Here is a 20019-nt window from a genome sequence, read left to right on the forward strand (position 1 = left end):
TTCAATCCATAAATCATAAAAAATGAAAAATAATCTGATTAAAATATTCGGGTTAGCAACGCTATTGACTATCAACAGCATTGCAGTAAATGCTCAAACCCTTGTTAATCCCGAAGACAAATCATGGTATCCTTCTGCATACGGAGCAAAGGATGAAATCGGGGCCGCCAATTTATTGACTCCAGAAGTAGTAAAACAGGCACTGGGACTCGTGAAGCAAGGTAAAACATTAGCTCTTGCCGTTCCTATTGATAAAAACCTTCCGGCTTTCAGACACAGAAGTTTCAATTTATACAATATTCAGCCTGGAGAACAGGGAGGAAAAAGTATAGGACCAAATAAATTTACGTTCAATGATGAACTGGTAAACGGATGGACCGGAGTGGGAACACAGCTTAACGGTATCGGACACATTGGTATTGATAATACTTACTACAACGGAAATAAAGCAACTGATTTTGTAACCGTAGAAGGCGTTAAAAAACTAGGTGTGGAAAAAGTACCTCCTTTTGTAACCAGAGGTGTAGTCCTTGATATGACCGCACATTATGGGAAATTAATTGTACCTGGAGGAACAGAATTTACTGTAGAAGATATCAAATCTGTTTTAAAGAAACAGGGACTTACCTTAAGAAAGGGAGACGTTATTCTTTTCAACACAGGATGGCTGGAATTGATTGGTAAAGACAATAAACAGTTTCTGGAAACAGAGCCAGGCATCGGAATGGATGCTGCAAAATGGCTTGCCGATCAGGGAATTGTAGCCTTTGGCGGCGATACTTGGGCTTCCGAAGTCTATCCTAACCCAAAAAGTAAAGAAGAATTCCCAATCAACCAGTTTATGCTGGCGAAAAAGGGAATCTATAATCTGGAGCTGATTGACAGCCGTTCTCTGATAAAGCAAAAAGTGTGGGAATTTTTATTCGTTCTGGGACAGCCTTTATATGTAGGATCTACTCAGGTGAATGTGAATCCTGTCGCTATTTATTAAATTAAATGCTTACAGTATGAGGTTGTTTAAACTTTTATATTCATTATTTTAACCACAAAAGGCACAAAAGCTTTAAACACTTAACTTTTTTCAGAACCGGGCCTTATGCGTAATAAGTACACCTAAGTTTTGTGAAAATCTTTGATTTTCATCTTGTGTGAACTTTTCTGTGGTCTCATTTTAAACTTACTTAAGTGAACTCAAGTGTATTAAATGAAACCTTTTGTGACTTTTGTGGTTGGGTAAAATTCAAACAACTTTTATATCCGAGAAACGGAGAGACAATGTAATTCCAGTTTAAAAAATAAAATGAACCAAAGAATTTATTTCTATAATTAATACCCTACTGTGTTACATTGTCACTTTGTATCTTCATTAAAACGGCCTTTCAAAAACTGAAAGGCCGTTTTTATAAAAAGTAAACATCCGTAAATTATGCAGGTTTCATCATCAACATCCAACTTTCATCTTCCCGCTTCATTACTTTATTATTTTGCAACCGGAAGATGAGTACTCACTGCAATTCTGTTCCATGCATTGATCGTTACGATAGCCATGATGATCTGAGCGATCTGGTTATCATCAAAAAATGATTTTGCTTTTTGATAGGTCTCTTCAGTTAATCCTTTGTCGCTTATCAATGTAATTTCCTCTGTCATCGACAAAAGTACCTGCTCTTCTTCTGTAAAGAATTCTTTTGCTTCTGTCCATCCGTTCAGAATAAAAATTCTTTGAGTGGTTTCACCATATTTGATAGCATCTTTTGTATGCATATCAAGACAAAAAGCACATTTATTGATCTGTGAAGCTCTGATCTTAATCAGTTCCTTCTGAATGTGTGTCAATGAAATTGTTTGTAGGTATCCTTCCAATCCAAGCATCGCTTTATAAGCTGCTGAGTCTACTGTTGCAATATTTAATCTTGCGCTCATTATATTATTATTTTTTGGTTAATTGATCTATACTTAAAGAATATTGTTGTTGAACGGCCAATAAAAGAGCCGCAGCACTTGCCACCCAAACAGAATAGTTCAGCGGAGCTTTTGGTCCTGAAGCAATGGTCATGGATATGGCAAAAATCAACAGCAGAATACTGCTTCCATACGCTGCAATTTTGGTTTTAAACCCAGCAATCAACAGTAATGGAAAAAGGATCTCGAAGAAAGTAGCAGCATATGCTGAAAACGTACTCATTGATTCCGGAAGAAAAAATGTCAACTGTCTGGTATATTCTTCAAAGCTCGCCATATTTCCCCATGCCGAATTTTCTTTGCTCCATAATCCAAACCGGTCTGCCACAGCAGAAAGCATGGTTACAGCAAGAGCGAGTCTTAAAAATAACTGCGGAAATTGATTTTTGGTATCTGTCATTGTATTGGCTTTTAATAACATGACAAATTTCCGGTTTCTGAACCGTAAAAATCTTAAACTGGTTTAAGATCGTAACTTGGCCCTGATTTCACTCAGATATTCTGGAGTAAACCCTAAAAAGGAAGCAATTAAATATTGTGGAATTCTCTGTATAAACCAAGGATACAACGTACTGAAGTGCACATAATATTCTTCTTTCGTCATCTCATAAATATAACGGATTCTTTTTTCGGCAGCAGCATAAGCCGTTTGGTACACCATTCTGAAATAGCGTTCCATAACGGGATGCTTTTCCAGTAAAAGTTCCTGAGACTGAAAATCAATGGTTAAAATGCTGGAATTTTCCACAGCTTGAATATTAAAACCTGACTTCACTTGTTTTTCAAAAGCAAAAGTATCCGACATCCACCAGGTTTCTATGGCAAATTCTGTGGTTTGTTCTACTCCTTTTTCGTTGACAAAAAACTTTCTCAGACAACCTTCCAAAACGAAATATTTAAATTTACAGACATCACCCTCAAGCATCAGATTTTCTTTCTTTTTCACTTTTAAAACCTGAAAAAAAGAAATAATAGAAGCAAATTCCTCATTGGTGATCGTAATAAATTTATCTAAATGTGCCTTGAAAGTTTCCATTGTAATATTTAGTAATCAAACTTAACTTTATTTTTTTAGTTTTACAATTCCAAAAAACAATAAATCATGGACATCGTTGCAAAAATTTTGATCGCCTTAGTCGCAATAGAACATCTCTACATTCTGTGGATGGAAATGTTTGCCTGGGAAACAAAAGGAAAAGAAGTTTTCAAAACTGCTTTACCTGCAGAAATGTTTAAACCCACCAAAGGGCTGGCTGCTAATCAGGGACTTTACAATGGTTTCCTTGCTGCCGGACTCATCTGGTCGTTTTTGATTAAAGATCCGCAATGGCAGACCAATGTCGCTTTATTCTTTTTAGGATGTGTAGCTGTGGCTGGAATTTATGGGGCTATTTCTGCCACTAAAAAAATATTCTTTGTACAGGCACTTCCTGCTATACTTGCAATTATTGCCGTTTTACTGAAATAATTTACCGGATCATACCGACAATGTCAATCTTCTCTTAGCTTTAGTAGTAAGAGAAAAATTTTCATGAAACTTCAATTCAAAAAAACTATTGAAAATCAACACATTACAGCCGTTAAAATCCATTTAATATAAAATTCGTAAATTTGCACCGTCATAAAAAATTGATACACAGTTTTTTTATGCTGGCCTGCATTTTGATGCAAAGTAGGCGTTCAAGTTGTTCAGTACACATATCTGTAATTACCTCATCAGTAATTTAATTGTAGAATCTATGTAAAAGATTAATTTCTTTTTGCATAAATGCACTCTTTTTCTAGAGTATAATCTATTGAAATATTTAAAATAAACATAAGCCTCATGGTTCTTATGCATTATTTTTTTGTTAAAAGCTTTTATCATTAAAAGCTTAGCAAATTATTTTATCCTATCCTCATCAGCAGAACAACTAAAGCTAAACGTATATAATGAATTGGTGTACAATTTTTTATATCATTTATTAATTCAAAAATTCTGAATATGGAAAAAAATGAAAACAGTAGAAAAGTAAAACTTAAAGTTGAAGATCTGACTATTATTTTTGGCAAAAACAAAGAAAAAGCACAGGAACTTTTAGACAAAGGCTTTTCCAAAAAGGAAATTCTTGAAAAAACAGGCTGTACCATAGGAATCAACAAAGCAAGTTTTGAGATCTATGAAGGAGAATTCTTTGTTATTATGGGATTGTCAGGAAGTGGTAAATCTACGTTACTGCGCTGCCTAAACAGGCTGAATGAGCCCACTTCAGGGAAAGTATATATCAATGACGATGATATTACTGGCAAAAACAATAAGGAACTTCTGGAAGTAAGAAGAACGGAAATGAGTATGGTGTTTCAGAAATTCGGATTGCTGCCTCATCATACTATCTTAGACAATGCAGGTTTCGGGCTGGAAATCAGAGGAGAAAGCAAAGCTTCCCGCGATGAAAAAGCACAGAAAGCATTAGATATTGTTGGTTTAAATGGCTTTGAAAATCAGTATCCATCACAACTTTCAGGAGGAATGCAGCAGAGAGTAGGATTAGCAAGAGCTTTGGCCAACGATCCTGAAGTATTACTTATGGATGAAGCCTTTTCTGCACTGGATCCATTAATAAAATCTGAAATGCAGGATCAGATGCTTGAACTGCAGAATACTTTACAAAAAACCATTGTCTTTATTACGCACGATTTGGACGAAGCCATTAAAATTGGAGACCGTATCGTCATTATGAAAGATGGGGTCATAGAACAGATAGGAACAGCAGAAGATATTTTAACCAATCCTGCCAGCGACTATGTAAAAGCTTTCGTAGAGAAAGTAGACCGTAAAACAATTATCACTGCCAGATCTCTGATGTTCGATAAGGCTACGGTGGTACGTTTCAGAAAAGACGGTCCGGAAGGAGCTTTAAGAAAAATGAGAGCCACAGGATTAGAAAACTTACCTGTGGTAGATTTTCAAAATAAATTTCTGGGTTTTGTTACCCTTAATGATGTGGTCCGCATTGCCAGAAAGAAAGAACCAACGGTAGAATCAATTATCAACAGCAATGTCCCTTCAGTTTATCCTGAGGTAACTGTGGAAGAAATGCTGCCGTTAATTTCCGGAAGTAAATCAGCCATTGCAGTAATTGATGAAGACAACAAATTTTTAGGTCTTGTCACCCAGTTATCTCTTGTCATAGAAGCGACCAAGTTTAACGAAGAAGAAATTATTGAATTAAAAGAAATCGCAAACAACCAATAAGATGAATAAAACTATAGATATAGGTCAATATGTAGAAACTGCAATCAATTGGCTCACAGAAAATGGAAAACCTGTATTTGATGTCATAAAACATGTAGGAAACTCCTCTATCATGGGGATTGAATGGGTATTAACAAACACTCCTTTTTATGTAATCATCCTCTTTTTTACGCTGCTGGCATTATGGAAAGCTGGAAAAGGCATTGCCGTAGTAACCGCAGCCGGACTGAGTTTAATATTTTTAATGGGATTATGGAAAGAAACGATGGAAACGCTGGCTCTTATTTTTGTGTCCACCATTACTGCTCTTATCCTTTCTATCCCGCTGGGAATTTGGGCTGCAAAAAGTAAAATAGCTGACAAAATCATTCGTCCTTTACTGGATTTAATGCAGACAATGCCCGCATTTGTCTACCTGATTCCTGCTGTATTATTTTTCAGTATTGGTAAAGTGCCCGGAGCTTTTGCAACGATCATTTTTGCAATGCCACCAGCGGTACGATTAACAGCATTGGGAATTGAAGCCGTTCCGAAAGACATTGTGGAAGCAGCCAGAGCTTTTGGGGCAACCAACCGTCAGATCCTGTTTAAAGTAGAACTTCCTTTAGCCATGAAAACGATCTTAACAGGAATCAATCAAACCATACTCTTATCACTATCAATGGTTGTGATTGCGGGAATGATTGCAGCAGGTGGTTTAGGAGAGAAAGTATTGGAAGGAATTAATAACCTGGATATTGGATTAGGATTTGAAAGTGGATTATCCGTTGTGATTTTAGCCATTATTCTTGACAGGATTACCCAGGGATTTGTAAAGAAAAAGCAATAAGATGAAACAATTAAAATATCTATTTTTTCCGATTTTAATAGTGGTCTTTGCTGCATTATATTCGTGTGAAAATATAAAAAACTCTAAATATATCACCATAGGAATGGTAGATGGCTGGGCGGAAGATGTTGCAATGACCCACGTTGCTAAAGCTATTCTGGACCAGCAGGGATATCACGTTATTATTCAGAAAGCCTCAACGGATATGATTCTTGCTTCGATGAATAATGAAGATACAGACCTTTTCATGGGAGTCTGGCTTCCTTACACCCATGCTAAAAAGCTTGCTAAATTTCCGGGACTGACTCATCTTGGAACCAATTATGACAACGGCCGTATAGGATTGGTCGTACCTGAATATGTTCCCGTTAACTCTATTGAAGAGCTCAATCAGCATAAAGATCAATTCAATCACAGAATTATAGGAATTGAAAAAGGAGCAGGATTAACCACCGGAACTGATAAAGCAATTATTGATTATAAGCTGGATTATCAGCAGATCAACTCCTCTACCATTGCCATGATCACCGAATTACAGAATGCGATCCAGCGTAAACAATGGATTGTGGTAACGGGATGGCAGCCTCACTGGATGTTTGGAAAAATGAAGCTTAAGTTTCTTAATGATCCTAAAAAGATATTTGGAGAAGCAGAACAGATTAAAACCTATTCAAGAAAAAGCTTTGGAAAAGATCATCCGAAATTGGCAAAATTCTTTTCTAAAATCCATTTTGATGATGAAAATATGGCTGATCTTTTAACCAAAATGGAAGACAGTAAAAACAAAGAAGCCACCGCCAAAGAATGGGTAAAAGATCACGCTGAACTCGTACAGTCCTGGCTGGATAAAAATTAATATAGCGATACAATTTGGTATACTTTAAAATCCTCAACCTGATTCAGGTCTGAGGATTTTTTCATCGACATAAATTATTTAATCTTTTCTCTATGAAGCAATATGTATTAGTAATCGCAAAGGCGCAAAGAAATTTAATAACATGTTGCTTTAAGGCGTAAGAAAATCAAAGATTTTCAGCAAGTTTGTTTCAGTTAAAATTCAACAGAATTAAATTGTATCAAAGATAAAATCCTTGCGCCTTAAGACATATTTAAAGGAAAATTTTTGCGTTTTTCCGTTTTCCAATATCTCATAACTATCCCATTGATTCTTTAATTTTTTCTCGATGGATTATTCCCCAATTGACTAATGTTTCTGTCACAGGAAAAACAGACTTCCCGTATTCGGTTACGGCGTACGTTACCGTGATAGGTTTCGTATCCTGAATGGTTCTGGTGATCAGAAGGTTTGTTTCCAGTTCTTTTAATTCCTTGCTCAGCATTTTTGCAGAAATTCCTTCGATACTGCGTTCCAGCTTTTTAAAGTGAATCATCTGATCAGGTCTGTTTGTCAGATACCGTAAAATCATCAGTTTCCATTTTCCACCCAATACATCCAGACTATCCCGCATTGCGAACAATTCTTCTGTACAGCTAGCTTCTCTTTCGATACCGTTTTCAGTAATTTTTGCCATAATAGTTTCATGAAGGTAACTAGTTACCATTAGTTAACTAGTAGCAAATATAAACTATTCCCTCTTTACATTTGTGTATCAAATTTTAAAGTATGAAAGCAGTTATTTTAAATAAAAATGGAAAATTAGAGGATGGTTTTACAGAACAGCCAAAACCTAAAAACAATGAAGTTTTAATCCAGATTAAAGCAAGCGGTTTCAATCCTATCGATTATCAGATGCTTGAGAACGAGCTCGAACGAAAACTGATCAGTTCTCCAATACTGGGAAGAGAATCATCGGGAATTATAGTTGGTAAAGGTCCCGAAGCTGTACAATTTAATATTGGTGACGAAGTCTATTGTGGAAGCGGTTCTATGGGAAGCAATGGTACTTATGCTGAATACATTACCGTTCCTGAAACGATTGTTTCTATTAAACCAGAAAATATTTCTTTTGAACAGGCAGCCTCCATTCCTTCAGTTGGACTTACGTCGTTGCAGATCTTTAACCGTCTGAAATTACATCCGGAAAATACACTCCTTGTCACTGGCGCAGCCGGAGGTGTTGGTTCATTTTTGATTAAACTTTTACTTGCCCATAATATTCGACAGATCACAGCAACCGTTGGCAGTGAAGAAAACAGGCAGATGCTTTTGAATTTAGGATTAAAAAACCATCAGATCGTTAATTACAGGGAAGAAAATATTATTGAAAATATTGTAAAAGCCAATAATGATCGACCCTTTGAGTTTGGAGTTGATCTCGTAGGAAATTATATGTCAGAAGTCACTGCAAAGGTTTTAAAAATTAATGGAACTTACGTAGATGTAACAGCTTTAGTCACAAAGGATGCTCATGAAATGCTTTTCAATAAAGGAAGCCTGATCATGAATATCTCCAATTATACTTACGGAATGATCAAAAAATATGAATATTACAAAAACAGCTTACTTGAAATAAAAAAACTTATTGAAAACGAAACGATTCTTCCTCCTCAGCATAAACTCATAGGAAATCTTTCTCTGGAAACCGTTTTGAAAGCACATTCTATTTTAAAAAACAATCAGACCCAAGGCCATAAACTCATCATGAAACACTAATCTATGAACAAAATACCAAGACGAATCGTAACAGGAATAAAAGAAGGAAAATCCATCATCATAGAAGACCAGCAGGTAGAAAACGCAGTAGAACATTTTCCGGGTCTTATCATTTCAGATGTATGGAATACGCAGACAATGCCTGCAAGCCTTGACTTTGAAACCAGAATTCCTAACACTGGATTTCCACAGACCCCTAAAAATGGTACTTATTTCCGGTATGTAGTTGTTCCTCCCGATAAAGATTTAGGGGTTGAATGGAAAAAGAATGAACCTCATCCGATGATGCATCAAACTCCGACACTGGATTATATCATTATCCTTTCCGGTGAACTCTACCTCATCATGGAAGAAGGAGAAACGCTTCTGAAACCTGGAGACATCGTGATTCAGCGGGGAACCAATCATGCGTGGAGCAACAGTTCAGATGAACCTTGTATTCAGCTGGCTGTCTTGATCGATGCGGAAGGAGAGAATTAAAAGATTGGATAGTTCTCAAAGATTTTAAAAGTTCAACAAGCTAAAAAATCTGTGCAATCTGCGGGAAATAAAAAGAAGACCTTAAGGTTGGGCAAGCGCAAAGGCGCAAAGAAAAATAAATAATACGTTATTTTAAGGCGCAAGAAAATCAAAAATTTTCAGCAAGGATTAATGCATATAGTATTAGGAACATACAATTTTATCACAGATAAAATCATTGCGTCTTACAGCATAATAAAAGAAAAAACTTTGCGCCTTTGCGTTTTTCCAACAAAAAAAAACAAACACTTTACAAAGCAGAAATCTGTGTAATCTGTGGGAAATAAAAAGAAGACATTAAGGTTGGGCAAACGCAAAGGCGCAAAGAAAATAAATATGATACTGTTTTAAGGCGCAAGAAAATCAAAGTTTTTCAGCAAGGATTAATGCATATAGTATTAGGAACATACAATTTTATCACAGATAAAATCCTTGCGTCTTACAGCATAATAAAAGAAAAAACTTTGCGCCTTTGCGTTTTTCCAACAAAAAAAAACAAACACTTTACAAAGCAGAAATCTGTGTAATCTGTGGGAAATAAAAAGAAGACATTAAGGTTGGGCAAACGCAAAGGCGCAAAGAAAATAAATATGATACTGTTTTAAGGCGCAAGAAAATCAAAGTTTTTCAGCAAGGATTAATGCATATAGTATTAGGAACATACAATTTTATCACAGATAAAATCCTTGCGTCTTACAGCATAATAAAAGAAAAAACTTTGTGCCTTTGCGTTTTTCCAACAAAAAAACAAACACTTTACAAAGCAGAAATCTCCAGCAATTTCTGCTTCATTTTCTCAGGTGTCATCTGCCCTTCCTGATAATACACCAGATTCTGATGTTTATCCAGGAATACCCATAAAGGATAAACAGGCTGATTTTTATTTTTTGACAAAGCCAGTGCCAATTCATGAATTCCGGAATTTCCATTCTGCAGATATGCAAATTCCTGATTCTGAAAATGGATCGTCTCCTTTGTTTTCTCCGCTTCAAAATTGATGAAATAAAAATGGTCATTCATCATGCCAGTCAGCTCTTTATCTTTACTCAGACGGTAAGACTCAATTTTACAGACTGCACACCAATCTGTATAAAGATGGATCACCACAGGTCTGGATTCTTTTTTTTGCAGAACCTCCCATTCAGAAAAAGTGCCTGTCTTCATCTGAGACAGATAAAAACAGGGCACTAACATTAAAAATAAAGTTATTTTTTTCATTTTAAAGTATATTTTACTCCCAGAAAACCTCTGATACCCTGCATTGGAGCATAGCCATATGCTGTATCAAAAGTGTAATTATTAGGATTCTTGACAGGATCATCAACATGTTTATCAAATGGGTCAAACGGTCTCATCAAAGGATCTTTAGGGGTAAAATTGAATAAGTTTTTAATTCCGCAATACACTTCAAATCCTGATTTGAAACTCTTTGATACCTGAATATTGGCCAAAGAATAGAATGGTGAATATTCAGGACGATAATCATTCTGCAGAACAGGAAGCCTCATCGGTCCATAAAACTGTCCTGTAAAATCTATGGTCAGATTACTTGGAAACTTATAAGTCAGATTGTACGTTCCACTCCATTTTGGAGCATGCAGCTGCTGTGTTTTTTGATTTTCATTGTCAAATTTCTGGTATACATCCAGATAAGTCACCCCTAAATTGACACTCAGTGGAAACTGAAACGCAAAATCAACGTTCAGAGAAGCTCCTCTTGAAATTCCATATCCGTGAAGATTATCATAAATAATTTTATTAGGATCGGAATCAAAATCGCCCACAATTTTATTACTGAAGTAAGTATAGAATGCAGAAGCATCAAGATTTACCAAGCGGTTTCCCACAGGGATTTTCCAGATATAATTCAGGTTTCCGTTCACCGATCTTTCCGGCTTAAGATCTGATTTTACCACCACTTCCCTTGATCCTGTCAATGCAGCGTGATCTTCTGTAAATAAATTTACCACTCTGAAGCCTGTCCCAAAATTGAAACGCAGGGTATGGTACGGATTGGGTGAAAACTTCCATGCTAACCTCGGTGAATGCACAGAATGATGTACTTTGTCATAGTCATATCGGTATCCAAGCAACAACGTATTTTTATCATTAATCTCCCACTGATCCTGGATAAAAGCTCCCCAGATTGGAGATTTCATCGGAGCATTGGTGATTCCGTCTGATGCTAATGTTCCCGGTGTATTGTCATCATAAAAAGTTCTTTTAAAAGTAAATCCGGCCGTAATATCATGTTTCCCAAAGCTTCTGTCCCAATAGGTCTGCACAAAAGCTACTTTTTGTGTAGCATTGAAAGGATTGGATCCGTAAAATGAGTTCTGGTCGTGATAATTATAAGAAAACTGAGTCACAATATGTTCCTTCATTGGCCATTCATACAACCCGAAAACCTCTGCCCTGTTGGTATAAATACTTTCTCCGTACACCTGATCACTTCCACGGTAAGATTTGTTCCATTGCATTTCTCCCCCAAAACGGTCTTCATACAGGTATCTCAGCGCAAAGCTAGCCTGCCTGTTTTCCTTTCTTTTAAAATTCCACTTGTTAAAAACTGAAATTCTGCTCTGTAAAGTAGCATCTGTAAAATTATCTTTGTTTTGGTCTATTCTTTCTTTAAAGCTGAAATAATTTAAACTTAATAATGAAGCGGCATTCTTTCCTACGTTGAACTTGGTTGAAAGGTCAAGATTATTTTCACTCCATGTACTTGTCATCATATCTACACTTAGCTTAGGAGCTGTTAAGGCATTTTTCGTAATAATATTAATTACCCCTCCCATCGCTTCAGAACCGTAAATGGATGATGCAGGACCTTTTACTACTTCTATCCTATCCACCAGACTATTTGGAATTCCACTCAATCCGTATACGGTGGAAAGTGAACTTACAATCGGCATTCCGTCAATCAGAATCATTGTATAAGGTCCTTCCAGCCCGTTGATGTGAATATCTCCTGTATTACACACAGAACAATTCAGCTGAGGTTTTACGCCGTTCACCATGGCAATAGCTTCAAAAATACTGGGAGTTGGGTTTTTCTGAAAGAACTTCTGGCTGTAGATCTCTACTGCTACAGGGCTCTTTGATCTGCTCATCGGTTTTATGGTTCCGGTAACCACTACATCCTCTATAGTACTCGTCTTGATTTCTTTTTTGGTAACTCTGGCAGAATCCAGATTTTTATTGGGCTGCAAACTTAAGCTGTCTGTCTCCTGTGCAAAACAATAGGTTGATAAAAAAGTGATAGAAAATAGTATTCGCTTCATGAAATTAAAATTGTTAGACAAATCTAACAATTATTTTTTAAATACAAAACTTATCTGAAAAAATATAGATTAAGCCAATTCATGAAAAATGATTAAATTTGAGAAACTACATACGAAAGTAAAATGAGATATCATCTAGCGGGAAATATCCCACCAAAAAGGCATACGATCTTTAAGTCTCCGGAAGATAAATTTTACTATGAACAGCTTTTCGGTACAGAAGGCTTCCATGGTATTTCTTCTCTGTTATATCATATCCACCGCCCTACGCAGATCAAATCTATCGGTGAACCGAAAGATGTCACTCCCAAAATCGCTGTGGAAAAAAACATCGCTCCAAGAATGTTTAAGGGAATGAATGTCACTCCTGAAGACGATTTCATGGACAGCCGAAAAATTCTTTTGATGAACAATGATTTGAAAATGGGATTGGCTAAGCCAAGAAAATCGATGGACTATTTCTACAAAAATGCCGAATGCGATGAACTTTTATATGTTCATCAGGGAACCGGAATTTTAAAAACTTTTGTAGGAGATCTTGAGTTTGTAGCCGGAGATTATCTTATTATTCCGAGAGGAACCATTTATCAGGTAGAGCTTAAGTCTGATGATACAGTATTTTTTGTATTGGAAAGCCACTCACCTATCTATACTCCGAAGAGATACAGAAACGAGTTCGGACAGCTTTTAGAACACTCTCCATTCTGTGAAAGAGATATGATTGCTCCTGTTTTCAAAGAACCTGTTGACGAAAAAGGAGAATTCCTGATTAAAGTTAAAAAAGAAAACCAGATTACAGATTTCATCTATGCAACGCATCCGTTTGATGTAGTAGGCTGGGACGGATATTTTTATCCTTATAAATTCAATATTAAAAACTTCGAGCCCATTACCGGAAGAATTCACCAACCGCCACCGGTTCACCAGAATTTTGAAGGACACAATTTCGTAGTGTGCTCATTCTGCGCAAGAATGTATGATTACCATCCACAGGCTATTCCTGCACCCTACAATCACTCCAATATTGATTCTGATGAGGTATTATTCTATACAGAAGGTGATTTCATGAGCCGTAATCACATTGACCTGATGGACTTCACGCTACACCCAGGAGGTATTGTACATGGACCTCATCCAGGTGCAATGGAAAGAAGTATTGGTAAAAAATTTACGGAAGAATATGCCGTTATGGTAGATCCATTCCGTCCTTTAAAAATTACCGAAGAAGCTTTAAAAGTAGAAGATCCTTCTTACAAAACTTCATGGTTAGAATAAAACAGTAAAATTAAAACAGCTTTTGAGTTTTAATATCAACCACAAAAGTCACAAAAGATAAACACTAAAGATTTATAAGTGAATCTTTGATTATAAAGAACACTAAAGTTTTGAAAATCGAAGATTTTCTTCTAATGTGCACTTTATACGGTATTATTGAACACTTTCTTAAGAAAACTAAAGTGTTTAAATATAATTCTTTGTGACTTTTGTGGTTAAAAATTCAAATAAATTTATTTTACATTAAAAAAATCCATCTGGTTCATATCAAAAAGTATTACTGAATACATACAAAAGACGCTTTAAATTCTTTATTTAAAGCGTCTTTTTTCGTAAATTTGTGAGGCATGGTTAACATATTTACCATCATTATTTTTCATGACGCATCCTAAGTAATGGTGGTTTAAACCAAAATCAATATTACATGTTAGAAAGAATCAGATTAGAAAGTCTACACCAAAAAGTAACTACGGCAGAAAATGCTGTAAAAATCATTAAAGACGGCATGACCATTGGGTCCAGCGGCTTTACAAAAGCAGGTGACAGCAAAGCTATTTTGCCTGCACTGGCGGAAAGAGGAAAAACAGAAAACCTTAAAGTCACTTTGATGACCGGAGCTTCACTAGGGCATGGTACCGATGGAAAATTGGCAGAAGCTAATGTTTTAAAGAAAAGAATGCCCTTCCAGGTAGATCCTATTTTAAGGAACAAAATCAACAATGGTGAAATTCTCTTCATCGACCAGCATTTAAGTGAAAGTGCCGAACTTCTCCACACTAAAAACCTTCAGAGCATAGATGTAGCCATTATCGAAGCTGCTTATATTGAAAGAGATGGAAGCATTGTTCCTACCACTTCTGTGGGTAATTCAGTAACCTTTGCTGCTTTGGCTAAAAAAGTGATCATCGAAATCAACACCGAGGTTCCCGAAGAAGTCTATGGAATCCATGATATCTACCAGGCTGAAGATTATCCTTACAGAAACGTTATTCCAATTGTAGCTCCATGGAACAAAATCGGAAGAAAAAGCATTCCCGTTGATCCTGAAAAAATTGAAGCCATTGTTTTTACCAACCGCAAAGACAGCCCGGCAGACATTGCAGAACCGGACGAAAAAACAACAGCTATAGCCAAACATCTTCTTGCATTCTTTGAAAATGAAGTTCTTCTAGGACGTCTTACAGACAGATTACTTCCTCTTCAGGCAGGTATCGGAAAAGTGGCCAATGCAGTTCTTACAGGATTCAAAGACAGTAATTTTTATGACCTGACGATGTTTTCTGAAGTACTTCAGGACAGTACATTTGACCTGATAGATTCCGGTAAATTGAGTTTTGCTTCAGCATCATCCATTACTGTTTCCCAGGAATGCTATGAACGAGTCTTAGGAAACCTTTCAAAATATAAAGACAAATTTGTTTTAAGACCTCAGAATATCTCCAATACTCCGGGACTGATCCGAAGATTAGGGGTAATTGCTATCAATACTGCTATTGAATTTGATATCTATGGAAACGTAAATTCTACCCATATCGGAGGAACAAAGATCATGAACGGAATCGGAGGTTCCGGAGACTTTGCAAGAAATGCTTACTTAAGTATTTTTGTAACTCAGGCCGCTTCAAAAGGAAATAATATTTCTCATGTCCTTCCTATGGTTTCTCATACTGATCATACGGAACATGATGTTGATATTCTAGTGACAGATATCGGATTAGCAGATTTACGAGGATTGGCACCGAGAGAAAGAGCACAGAAAATCATTGACAACTGTGTTCACCCTGATTATAAAGAAGAATTACAGTCTTATTTTGACAGAGCTTGTGAAAGAGGCGGACATACTCCTCATTTACTCGAAGAATCATTCAGCTGGCATCTTAGGTTCTCCGAAACAGGAAGTATGAAGCAGAAAATAATGGCTGAAGTTTCTAATTAAGAATTTCACAACAAAGCAATAAATAAAAAGGACTGAATGCCAATGCATTTGGTCCTTTCTTTTTTAGATACAGCCCCAACTATCCTACATGACAAAAGTCTTTCCAATATCCTGAAAATATTTGAAATAGGTAAGGTTATAAAGATTATCTTTGAAAGAAGAGAGGTATTTTATGAGGTAAAAAATACGATGAACACCCTACTAAAAAGATAAAATATGAATAATTACATCAGTGCAGAAGAAGCGATATATACGATAAAAAGTGGCAACCGAGTATTTTTTCACGGCAGCGCATGTACTCCCAACTACCTGATTGATGAGCTGGCAAGACAGTCAAACCGATTGCAGAATGTAGAAATGGTTTCCATTACTCAACAGGGAAATGTAGAAATTGCAAAACCGGAATACAAAGACAGTTTTTTCATCAACTCTTTATTTGTTTCCACTCCTGTGCGTGATGCTGTAAATTCTGACAGAGGAGACTTTGTACCTGTCTTTCTAAGTGAGATTCCTATTTTATTCAGAAAAAACATCCTTCCTCTGGATGTGGCCATTGTTACGGTTTCTCCTCCGGACAGACATGGTTTCTGCACATTGGGAACTTCTGTAGACATCGCACGAGCAGCGGTGGATACGGCAAAAATAATCGTTGCTATTGTCAATCCAAGAATGCCCAGAACTCATGGAGATGGGATGATCCACATCAGCAGAATTCATAAACTGGTTTGGCATGAAGAGGAGCTTCCAACCGTAGATTACGGTTCAAAAGTAGGCGCTGAAGAAATGCTTGTAGGAAAAAATGTGGCTGAACTTATTGAAGACAAATCTACCCTTCAGATGGGTATCGGGACCATTCCTGATGCCGTTTTGAAATGTCTTACCAATCATAAAGATCTTGGGATTCATACTGAGATGCTGAGTGACGGGGTTATAGATCTTATTCAGAATGATGTCATCAACAACAAATACAAAGGATATAACGATAACAAAACCATTACAAGTTTCTGCTTCGGAACCCGAAAATTGTATGACTATGTAGATGACAATACCGTATTTGCTTTCAGAGATGTGAGCGAAGTCAACTTCCCGATCAACATCATGAGAAACAAAAAAATGGTAGCCATCAATTCCGCCATCGAAATAGATCTGACAGGACAGGTATGTGCCGACTCTATCGGAACAATGCAGTACAGCGGAATCGGAGGACAGATGGACTTTATGCGTGGTGCCGCATTAAGTGATGACGGAAAACCTATCATAGCCATTACCGCAAGAACGAAAAAAGGAATTTCCAGAATCGTTCCTTTTCTTAAACAGGGAGCTGGTGTGGTTACAACAAGAGGTCATATTCATTACGTCGTTACTGAATACGGAACAGCTTACCTGTATGGAAAAAACCTACGACAGAGAGCTCAGGAACTCATCAGCATTGCCCATCCGGACGACAGGGAAATGTTGGAGAGAGCCGCTTTCGACAGATTTAAACACTGATAATCAAATGATAAGGATTTCCAAATTGTTTTTCATTTAAAATAGTAAAACATATTTTGAACCCATCTCTATAAAATCATAAAAAAGCGCTAATCTTTTGGCAGTATTTTTGATAAAACTCACTCAAAAACAAGGAAATTGAAAACTATATATAATTCGATACGAGAAGAAGTTGTAAAGCATTCTAAGGTAAGGAATTCTGTTTTGGGGAATGTGAATGAATGGAAGAGAAGCCATTATATTATTCTTTCCGAAATTATTAAAGACGAGCTCTCTGAAGCTGAAGAACTGAAAGGAGGGAAGAAATTTGAAATTGGAAATACCATTTCACATGTTACCCTGCAGCGTTTTTTTGAAAATGATTACCAGGATAAAACCCACAATGATCTCAGGTTTCTAAAAACGTTAGATAAGATCTGTATTTTCTTAGGACACAAAGATCTTAACGATTATATTCTATCCATAAGATATAAGAAACAGGGCAATCAGGCAGCAGATAATGAGTCATATCTCACACAGATGGTTTACGATTATTGCGCAGCCGCTTTTGAATTTTATAAACTGTTTCCTACTCACAACACCGAATTGCTAAAAGATCTGGTATTCGATGATTCTCCTTTCCTGGAAAGGGCATCACAATTCAGCAAAGAACTGTGTGATAAAGATTTTCATCTGGTTACTAAAAATAACCGGTCCAATTATGAAGTTTTTGATATTCACATCGTTACAGATGAACCGGACAAGAAAATACTGGAGTCTCAGGAATTCTGGAATCTCCTGTTCAAAGTGGGCGAAACAGGAGAAGAGCACTTTGTCAATCAGCTGAGTACACAGATCTACTTCATTCGGAAAATAAATAATACCTGGAAGATATGGGATAATTATAATCCCGATGCCGGAATGTTAAACAGAAAGATTGAAACAATATAGAAAGAAAGCCGTAGAGAGTCTCTACGGCTTTCATGATTCGAAATATTTTTTTTCATTTGTCTTTTGTAATACAAATGTAAGTAGCCGATTTCAAACGTAAGAAACTTAAATATACTTAAGTAAACTCTTCTTTAACTTTATGTTAAATATATTCAATGAATCCAAGGGAATATTTTCGCAATGTCTAAGAATTTTGTAATTTGCATACCAATAAAATAAAAGTAAAAGAGAAAATATGTCAACACTTACATTTGCCGAGAAAATAGCTCAAGCAGAAAATTTCTTACCAATCAATGGTACAGATTATATTGAGTTTTATGTAGGAAATGCAAAACAGGCTGCCCATTATTACAAAACCGCTTTCGGTTTTCAGTCTGTAGCTTATGCGGGTCCTGAAACAGGAGTAAGAGACCGCGCATCTTATGTGCTTCAACAGGGAAAGATCAGATTGGTATTAACGACCGGATTGAAGTCTGACTCTCTTATCAGCGAGCATGTAAAAAAACATGGTGACGGAGTAAAAGTTTTGGCACTTTGGGTAGATGACGCTTATGCAGCTTTCGAAGAAACAACTAAAAGAGGTGGAAAACCATATTTAGAGCCTGTAACGTTAACTGATGAGCATGGTGAGGTAAGAATGTCAGGAATCTACACATATGGAGAAACCATCCACATGTTTATAGAAAGAAAAAATTACAACGGAGCTTTCATGCCTGGATATGAAAAGTGGGAAAGCAATTATAAGCCTGAAGAAGCAGGTTTATTATATGTAGACCACTGTGTAGGAAATGTTGACTGGAACAGAATGATCCCAACAGTAGAATGGTATGAAAAGGTAATGGGGTTTGTCAATATCCTTTCTTTTGACGACAAGCAGATCAACACAGAATATTCTGCATTGATGTCTAAAGTAATGTCCAACGGAAACGGATTTGCAAAATTCCCTATCAACGAACCTGCAGAAGGTAAAAAGAAATCTCAGGTAGAAGAATATCTTGATTTCTACGAAGGAGAAGGCGTACAGCACATCGCTGTTGCTACAAAAGATATCATCCACACCGTAACTGAATTGAAAAAACGTGGTGTAGAGTTTCTTTCTGCTCCACCAGAGGCTTATTATGACATGGTTCCTGAAAGAGTAGGTCATATTGATGAAGATCTTAAAAAACTTCAGGATTTAGGTATACTTATTGATCATGATGAAGAAGGGTACTTATTACAGATCTTTACCAAGCCTGTAGAAGACCGTCCTACTCTATTCTTCGAAATTATTGAAAGACACGGTGCACAAAGTTTTGGTGCCGGAAATTTCAAAGCTTTATTCGAAGCATTAGAAAGAGAGCAGGAAAGAAGAGGTAATCTTTAATTTTACATTAAAAATATAGGTTTTGTCAGGATACAATATTCTGGCAAAACTTTTTTTATAAAACACAGCATATGAGAAAACTTTTAATTGGGATTTCCCTTTTAGGAACATTGGGGCTTAAAGCTCAGTATGGTTCTTTGAATGAAATCCTTAACCGTCTTGAACAAAGAAAAGGCATCAATCAGCATCTTGAAAATGTAAACATTGACAACAAAAAATTCGTTTTCATCAAAGATGAAGTTGATCATACGGAACGGGATTTTATTATTATCAAAGGGAACAATGCCACTTATGTAGAAGTTTTCGATGATAAAGCTACGGGAGAAAGCAGTTCTAATGTTTTCACCGGTGATATCGTCAGGAAAAAAAATATTATTTCTTTAAGAGCAGATATGCTTGAAAATAAAAAAATACCAATGCCTGTGACGAAAACGTTACTGTTGACCCAGCAGGATAACATTCTATATCTCATTGATGTCAATACCAGAGACAGATGGATAGATGAAGCATCTTACACAAAAAAGGCAAAATAAATGTCCTGAGGAAACACTCAGCAATATTTTAATCTAACTAAAATC

At 36.4% G+C, this 20019-nt stretch carries 19 protein-coding genes; 13 read left to right on the forward strand and 6 right to left on the reverse strand.

Features of this window, described 5'->3' with window-relative positions:
- The first annotated feature begins 22 nt into the window (after positions 1-22).
- Entirely contained in the window at positions 23-991 is a 969-nt protein-coding gene (locus AC57AW_RS02085; RefSeq protein WP_496350658.1) for a cyclase family protein, read from the forward strand.
- Between the two features lie 488 nt (positions 992-1479).
- On the opposite strand, the gene AC57AW_RS02090 is transcribed toward AC57AW_RS02085, so the two are convergent.
- From AC57AW_RS02090 to AC57AW_RS02100, 3 genes are all read right to left on the reverse strand, one after another.
- Positions 1480-1923 (reverse strand): carboxymuconolactone decarboxylase family protein, encoded by a 444-nt coding sequence (locus tag AC57AW_RS02090; RefSeq protein WP_496350659.1) that lies wholly within the window; start codon positions 1921-1923, stop codon positions 1480-1482.
- A 7-nt stretch (positions 1924-1930) separates the two neighbouring features.
- Positions 1931-2362, reverse strand: coding sequence for a DoxX family protein (locus tag AC57AW_RS02095; protein WP_496350660.1), 432 nt, complete (start codon positions 2360-2362; stop codon positions 1931-1933).
- 63 nt (positions 2363-2425) lie between these two features.
- Entirely contained in the window at positions 2426-2998 is a 573-nt protein-coding gene (locus tag AC57AW_RS02100; protein WP_496350661.1) for a Crp/Fnr family transcriptional regulator, read from the reverse strand.
- 66 nt (positions 2999-3064) lie between these two features.
- Between AC57AW_RS02100 and AC57AW_RS02105 the strand changes: the two genes are divergently transcribed.
- From AC57AW_RS02105 to AC57AW_RS02120, 4 genes are all read left to right on the forward strand, one after another.
- Positions 3065-3430 carry a DUF1304 domain-containing protein gene (locus AC57AW_RS02105; protein WP_496350662.1) on the forward strand — a complete coding sequence of 122 codons (366 nt, stop codon included), beginning with the start codon at positions 3065-3067 and terminating at the stop codon, positions 3428-3430.
- A gap of 516 nt (positions 3431-3946) precedes the next feature.
- Positions 3947-5197 (forward strand): quaternary amine ABC transporter ATP-binding protein, encoded by a 1251-nt coding sequence (locus AC57AW_RS02110; RefSeq protein ID WP_213278254.1) that lies wholly within the window; start codon positions 3947-3949, stop codon positions 5195-5197.
- Between the two features lies 1 nt (position 5198).
- Positions 5199-6026, forward strand: a complete 828-nt coding sequence (locus AC57AW_RS02115; RefSeq protein ID WP_496350663.1) for an ABC transporter permease — start codon at positions 5199-5201, stop codon at positions 6024-6026.
- Between the two features lies 1 nt (position 6027).
- Positions 6028-6882, forward strand: a complete 855-nt coding sequence (locus AC57AW_RS02120; protein WP_496350664.1) for a glycine betaine ABC transporter substrate-binding protein — start codon at positions 6028-6030, stop codon at positions 6880-6882.
- A 298-nt stretch (positions 6883-7180) separates the two neighbouring features.
- Here the strand turns inward: AC57AW_RS02120 and AC57AW_RS02125 are convergent, their stop codons facing one another.
- On the reverse strand, positions 7181-7558 hold the full coding sequence (locus tag AC57AW_RS02125; protein ID WP_223601227.1) for a winged helix-turn-helix transcriptional regulator: 378 nt from the start codon (positions 7556-7558) through the stop codon (positions 7181-7183).
- A gap of 92 nt (positions 7559-7650) precedes the next feature.
- On the opposite strand from AC57AW_RS02125, the gene AC57AW_RS02130 reads away from it, so the two are divergent.
- Both AC57AW_RS02130 and AC57AW_RS02135 read left to right on the forward strand, forming a co-directional pair.
- Positions 7651-8640, forward strand: coding sequence for an NADP-dependent oxidoreductase (locus AC57AW_RS02130; protein ID WP_496350665.1), 990 nt, complete (start codon positions 7651-7653; stop codon positions 8638-8640).
- A 3-nt stretch (positions 8641-8643) separates the two neighbouring features.
- A complete protein-coding gene (locus AC57AW_RS02135; protein ID WP_496350666.1) occupies positions 8644-9120 on the forward strand; it encodes a cupin domain-containing protein in 477 nt (158 codons plus the stop codon).
- Between the two features lie 795 nt (positions 9121-9915).
- Here the strand turns inward: AC57AW_RS02135 and AC57AW_RS02140 are convergent.
- Positions 9916-10377 (reverse strand): thioredoxin fold domain-containing protein, encoded by a 462-nt coding sequence (locus tag AC57AW_RS02140; protein ID WP_496350667.1) that lies wholly within the window; start codon positions 10375-10377, stop codon positions 9916-9918.
- Entirely contained in the window at positions 10374-12443 is a 2070-nt protein-coding gene (locus AC57AW_RS02145) for a TonB-dependent receptor plug domain-containing protein (RefSeq protein WP_496350668.1), read from the reverse strand. The genes AC57AW_RS02140 and AC57AW_RS02145 overlap by 4 nt, the downstream gene beginning before the upstream one ends.
- A 123-nt stretch (positions 12444-12566) precedes the next feature.
- Between AC57AW_RS02145 and AC57AW_RS02150 the strand changes: the two genes are divergently transcribed.
- The 6 genes from AC57AW_RS02150 (at position 12567) to AC57AW_RS02175 (ending at position 19974) form a co-directional block, all read left to right on the forward strand.
- Positions 12567-13718: a homogentisate 1,2-dioxygenase gene (locus AC57AW_RS02150; protein ID WP_318849029.1), complete on the forward strand. Its 1152-nt coding sequence runs from the start codon at positions 12567-12569 to the stop codon at positions 13716-13718.
- Positions 13719-14142: 424 nt separating this feature from the next.
- Entirely contained in the window at positions 14143-15654 is a 1512-nt protein-coding gene (scpC, locus tag AC57AW_RS02155) for a succinyl-CoA:acetate CoA-transferase ScpC (RefSeq protein WP_496350669.1), read from the forward strand.
- Between the two features lie 216 nt (positions 15655-15870).
- The gene (locus AC57AW_RS02160; RefSeq protein ID WP_496350670.1) at positions 15871-17145 is read left to right on the forward strand and encodes an acetyl-CoA hydrolase/transferase family protein; all 1275 of its coding nucleotides are present in this window, start codon (positions 15871-15873) and stop codon (positions 17143-17145) included.
- Between the two features lie 138 nt (positions 17146-17283).
- Positions 17284-18075 carry a hypothetical protein gene (locus tag AC57AW_RS02165; protein WP_318849026.1) on the forward strand — a complete coding sequence of 264 codons (792 nt, stop codon included), beginning with the start codon at positions 17284-17286 and terminating at the stop codon, positions 18073-18075.
- Positions 18076-18310: 235 nt separating this feature from the next.
- Positions 18311-19441, forward strand: coding sequence for a 4-hydroxyphenylpyruvate dioxygenase (hppD, locus tag AC57AW_RS02170; protein ID WP_496350671.1), 1131 nt, complete (start codon positions 18311-18313; stop codon positions 19439-19441).
- A gap of 71 nt (positions 19442-19512) precedes the next feature.
- Positions 19513-19974: a hypothetical protein gene (locus AC57AW_RS02175; protein ID WP_496350672.1), complete on the forward strand. Its 462-nt coding sequence runs from the start codon at positions 19513-19515 to the stop codon at positions 19972-19974.
- Positions 19975-20019: the final 45 nt, after the last annotated feature.

The organism is Chryseobacterium sp. BGA-UO-ETr-SB22 (genome assembly GCF_059567885.1).

Excerpts from the sequence above, each read along its gene's own strand:
- AC57AW_RS02085 (WP_496350658.1), top strand. The coding sequence starts at position 23 with ATGAAAAATAATCTGATTAAAATATTCGGGTTAGCAACGCTATTGACT.
- AC57AW_RS02090 (WP_496350659.1), bottom strand. The coding sequence starts at position 1,923 with ATGAGCGCAAGATTAAATATTGCAACAGTAGACTCAGCAGCTTATAAA.
- AC57AW_RS02095 (WP_496350660.1), bottom strand. The coding sequence starts at position 2,362 with ATGACAGATACCAAAAATCAATTTCCGCAGTTATTTTTAAGACTCGCT.
- AC57AW_RS02100 (WP_496350661.1), bottom strand. The coding sequence starts at position 2,998 with ATGGAAACTTTCAAGGCACATTTAGATAAATTTATTACGATCACCAAT.
- AC57AW_RS02105 (WP_496350662.1), top strand. The coding sequence starts at position 3,065 with ATGGACATCGTTGCAAAAATTTTGATCGCCTTAGTCGCAATAGAACAT.
- AC57AW_RS02110 (WP_213278254.1), top strand. The coding sequence starts at position 3,947 with ATGGAAAAAAATGAAAACAGTAGAAAAGTAAAACTTAAAGTTGAAGAT.
- AC57AW_RS02115 (WP_496350663.1), top strand. The coding sequence starts at position 5,199 with ATGAATAAAACTATAGATATAGGTCAATATGTAGAAACTGCAATCAAT.
- AC57AW_RS02120 (WP_496350664.1), top strand. The coding sequence starts at position 6,028 with ATGAAACAATTAAAATATCTATTTTTTCCGATTTTAATAGTGGTCTTT.
- AC57AW_RS02125 (WP_223601227.1), bottom strand. The coding sequence starts at position 7,558 with ATGGCAAAAATTACTGAAAACGGTATCGAAAGAGAAGCTAGCTGTACA.
- AC57AW_RS02130 (WP_496350665.1), top strand. The coding sequence starts at position 7,651 with ATGAAAGCAGTTATTTTAAATAAAAATGGAAAATTAGAGGATGGTTTT.
- AC57AW_RS02135 (WP_496350666.1), top strand. The coding sequence starts at position 8,644 with ATGAACAAAATACCAAGACGAATCGTAACAGGAATAAAAGAAGGAAAA.
- AC57AW_RS02140 (WP_496350667.1), bottom strand. The coding sequence starts at position 10,377 with ATGAAAAAAATAACTTTATTTTTAATGTTAGTGCCCTGTTTTTATCTG.
- AC57AW_RS02145 (WP_496350668.1), bottom strand. The coding sequence starts at position 12,443 with ATGAAGCGAATACTATTTTCTATCACTTTTTTATCAACCTATTGTTTT.
- AC57AW_RS02150 (WP_318849029.1), top strand. The coding sequence starts at position 12,567 with ATGAGATATCATCTAGCGGGAAATATCCCACCAAAAAGGCATACGATC.
- scpC (WP_496350669.1), top strand. The coding sequence starts at position 14,143 with ATGTTAGAAAGAATCAGATTAGAAAGTCTACACCAAAAAGTAACTACG.
- AC57AW_RS02160 (WP_496350670.1), top strand. The coding sequence starts at position 15,871 with ATGAATAATTACATCAGTGCAGAAGAAGCGATATATACGATAAAAAGT.
- hppD (WP_496350671.1), top strand. The coding sequence starts at position 18,311 with ATGTCAACACTTACATTTGCCGAGAAAATAGCTCAAGCAGAAAATTTC.
- AC57AW_RS02175 (WP_496350672.1), top strand. The coding sequence starts at position 19,513 with ATGAGAAAACTTTTAATTGGGATTTCCCTTTTAGGAACATTGGGGCTT.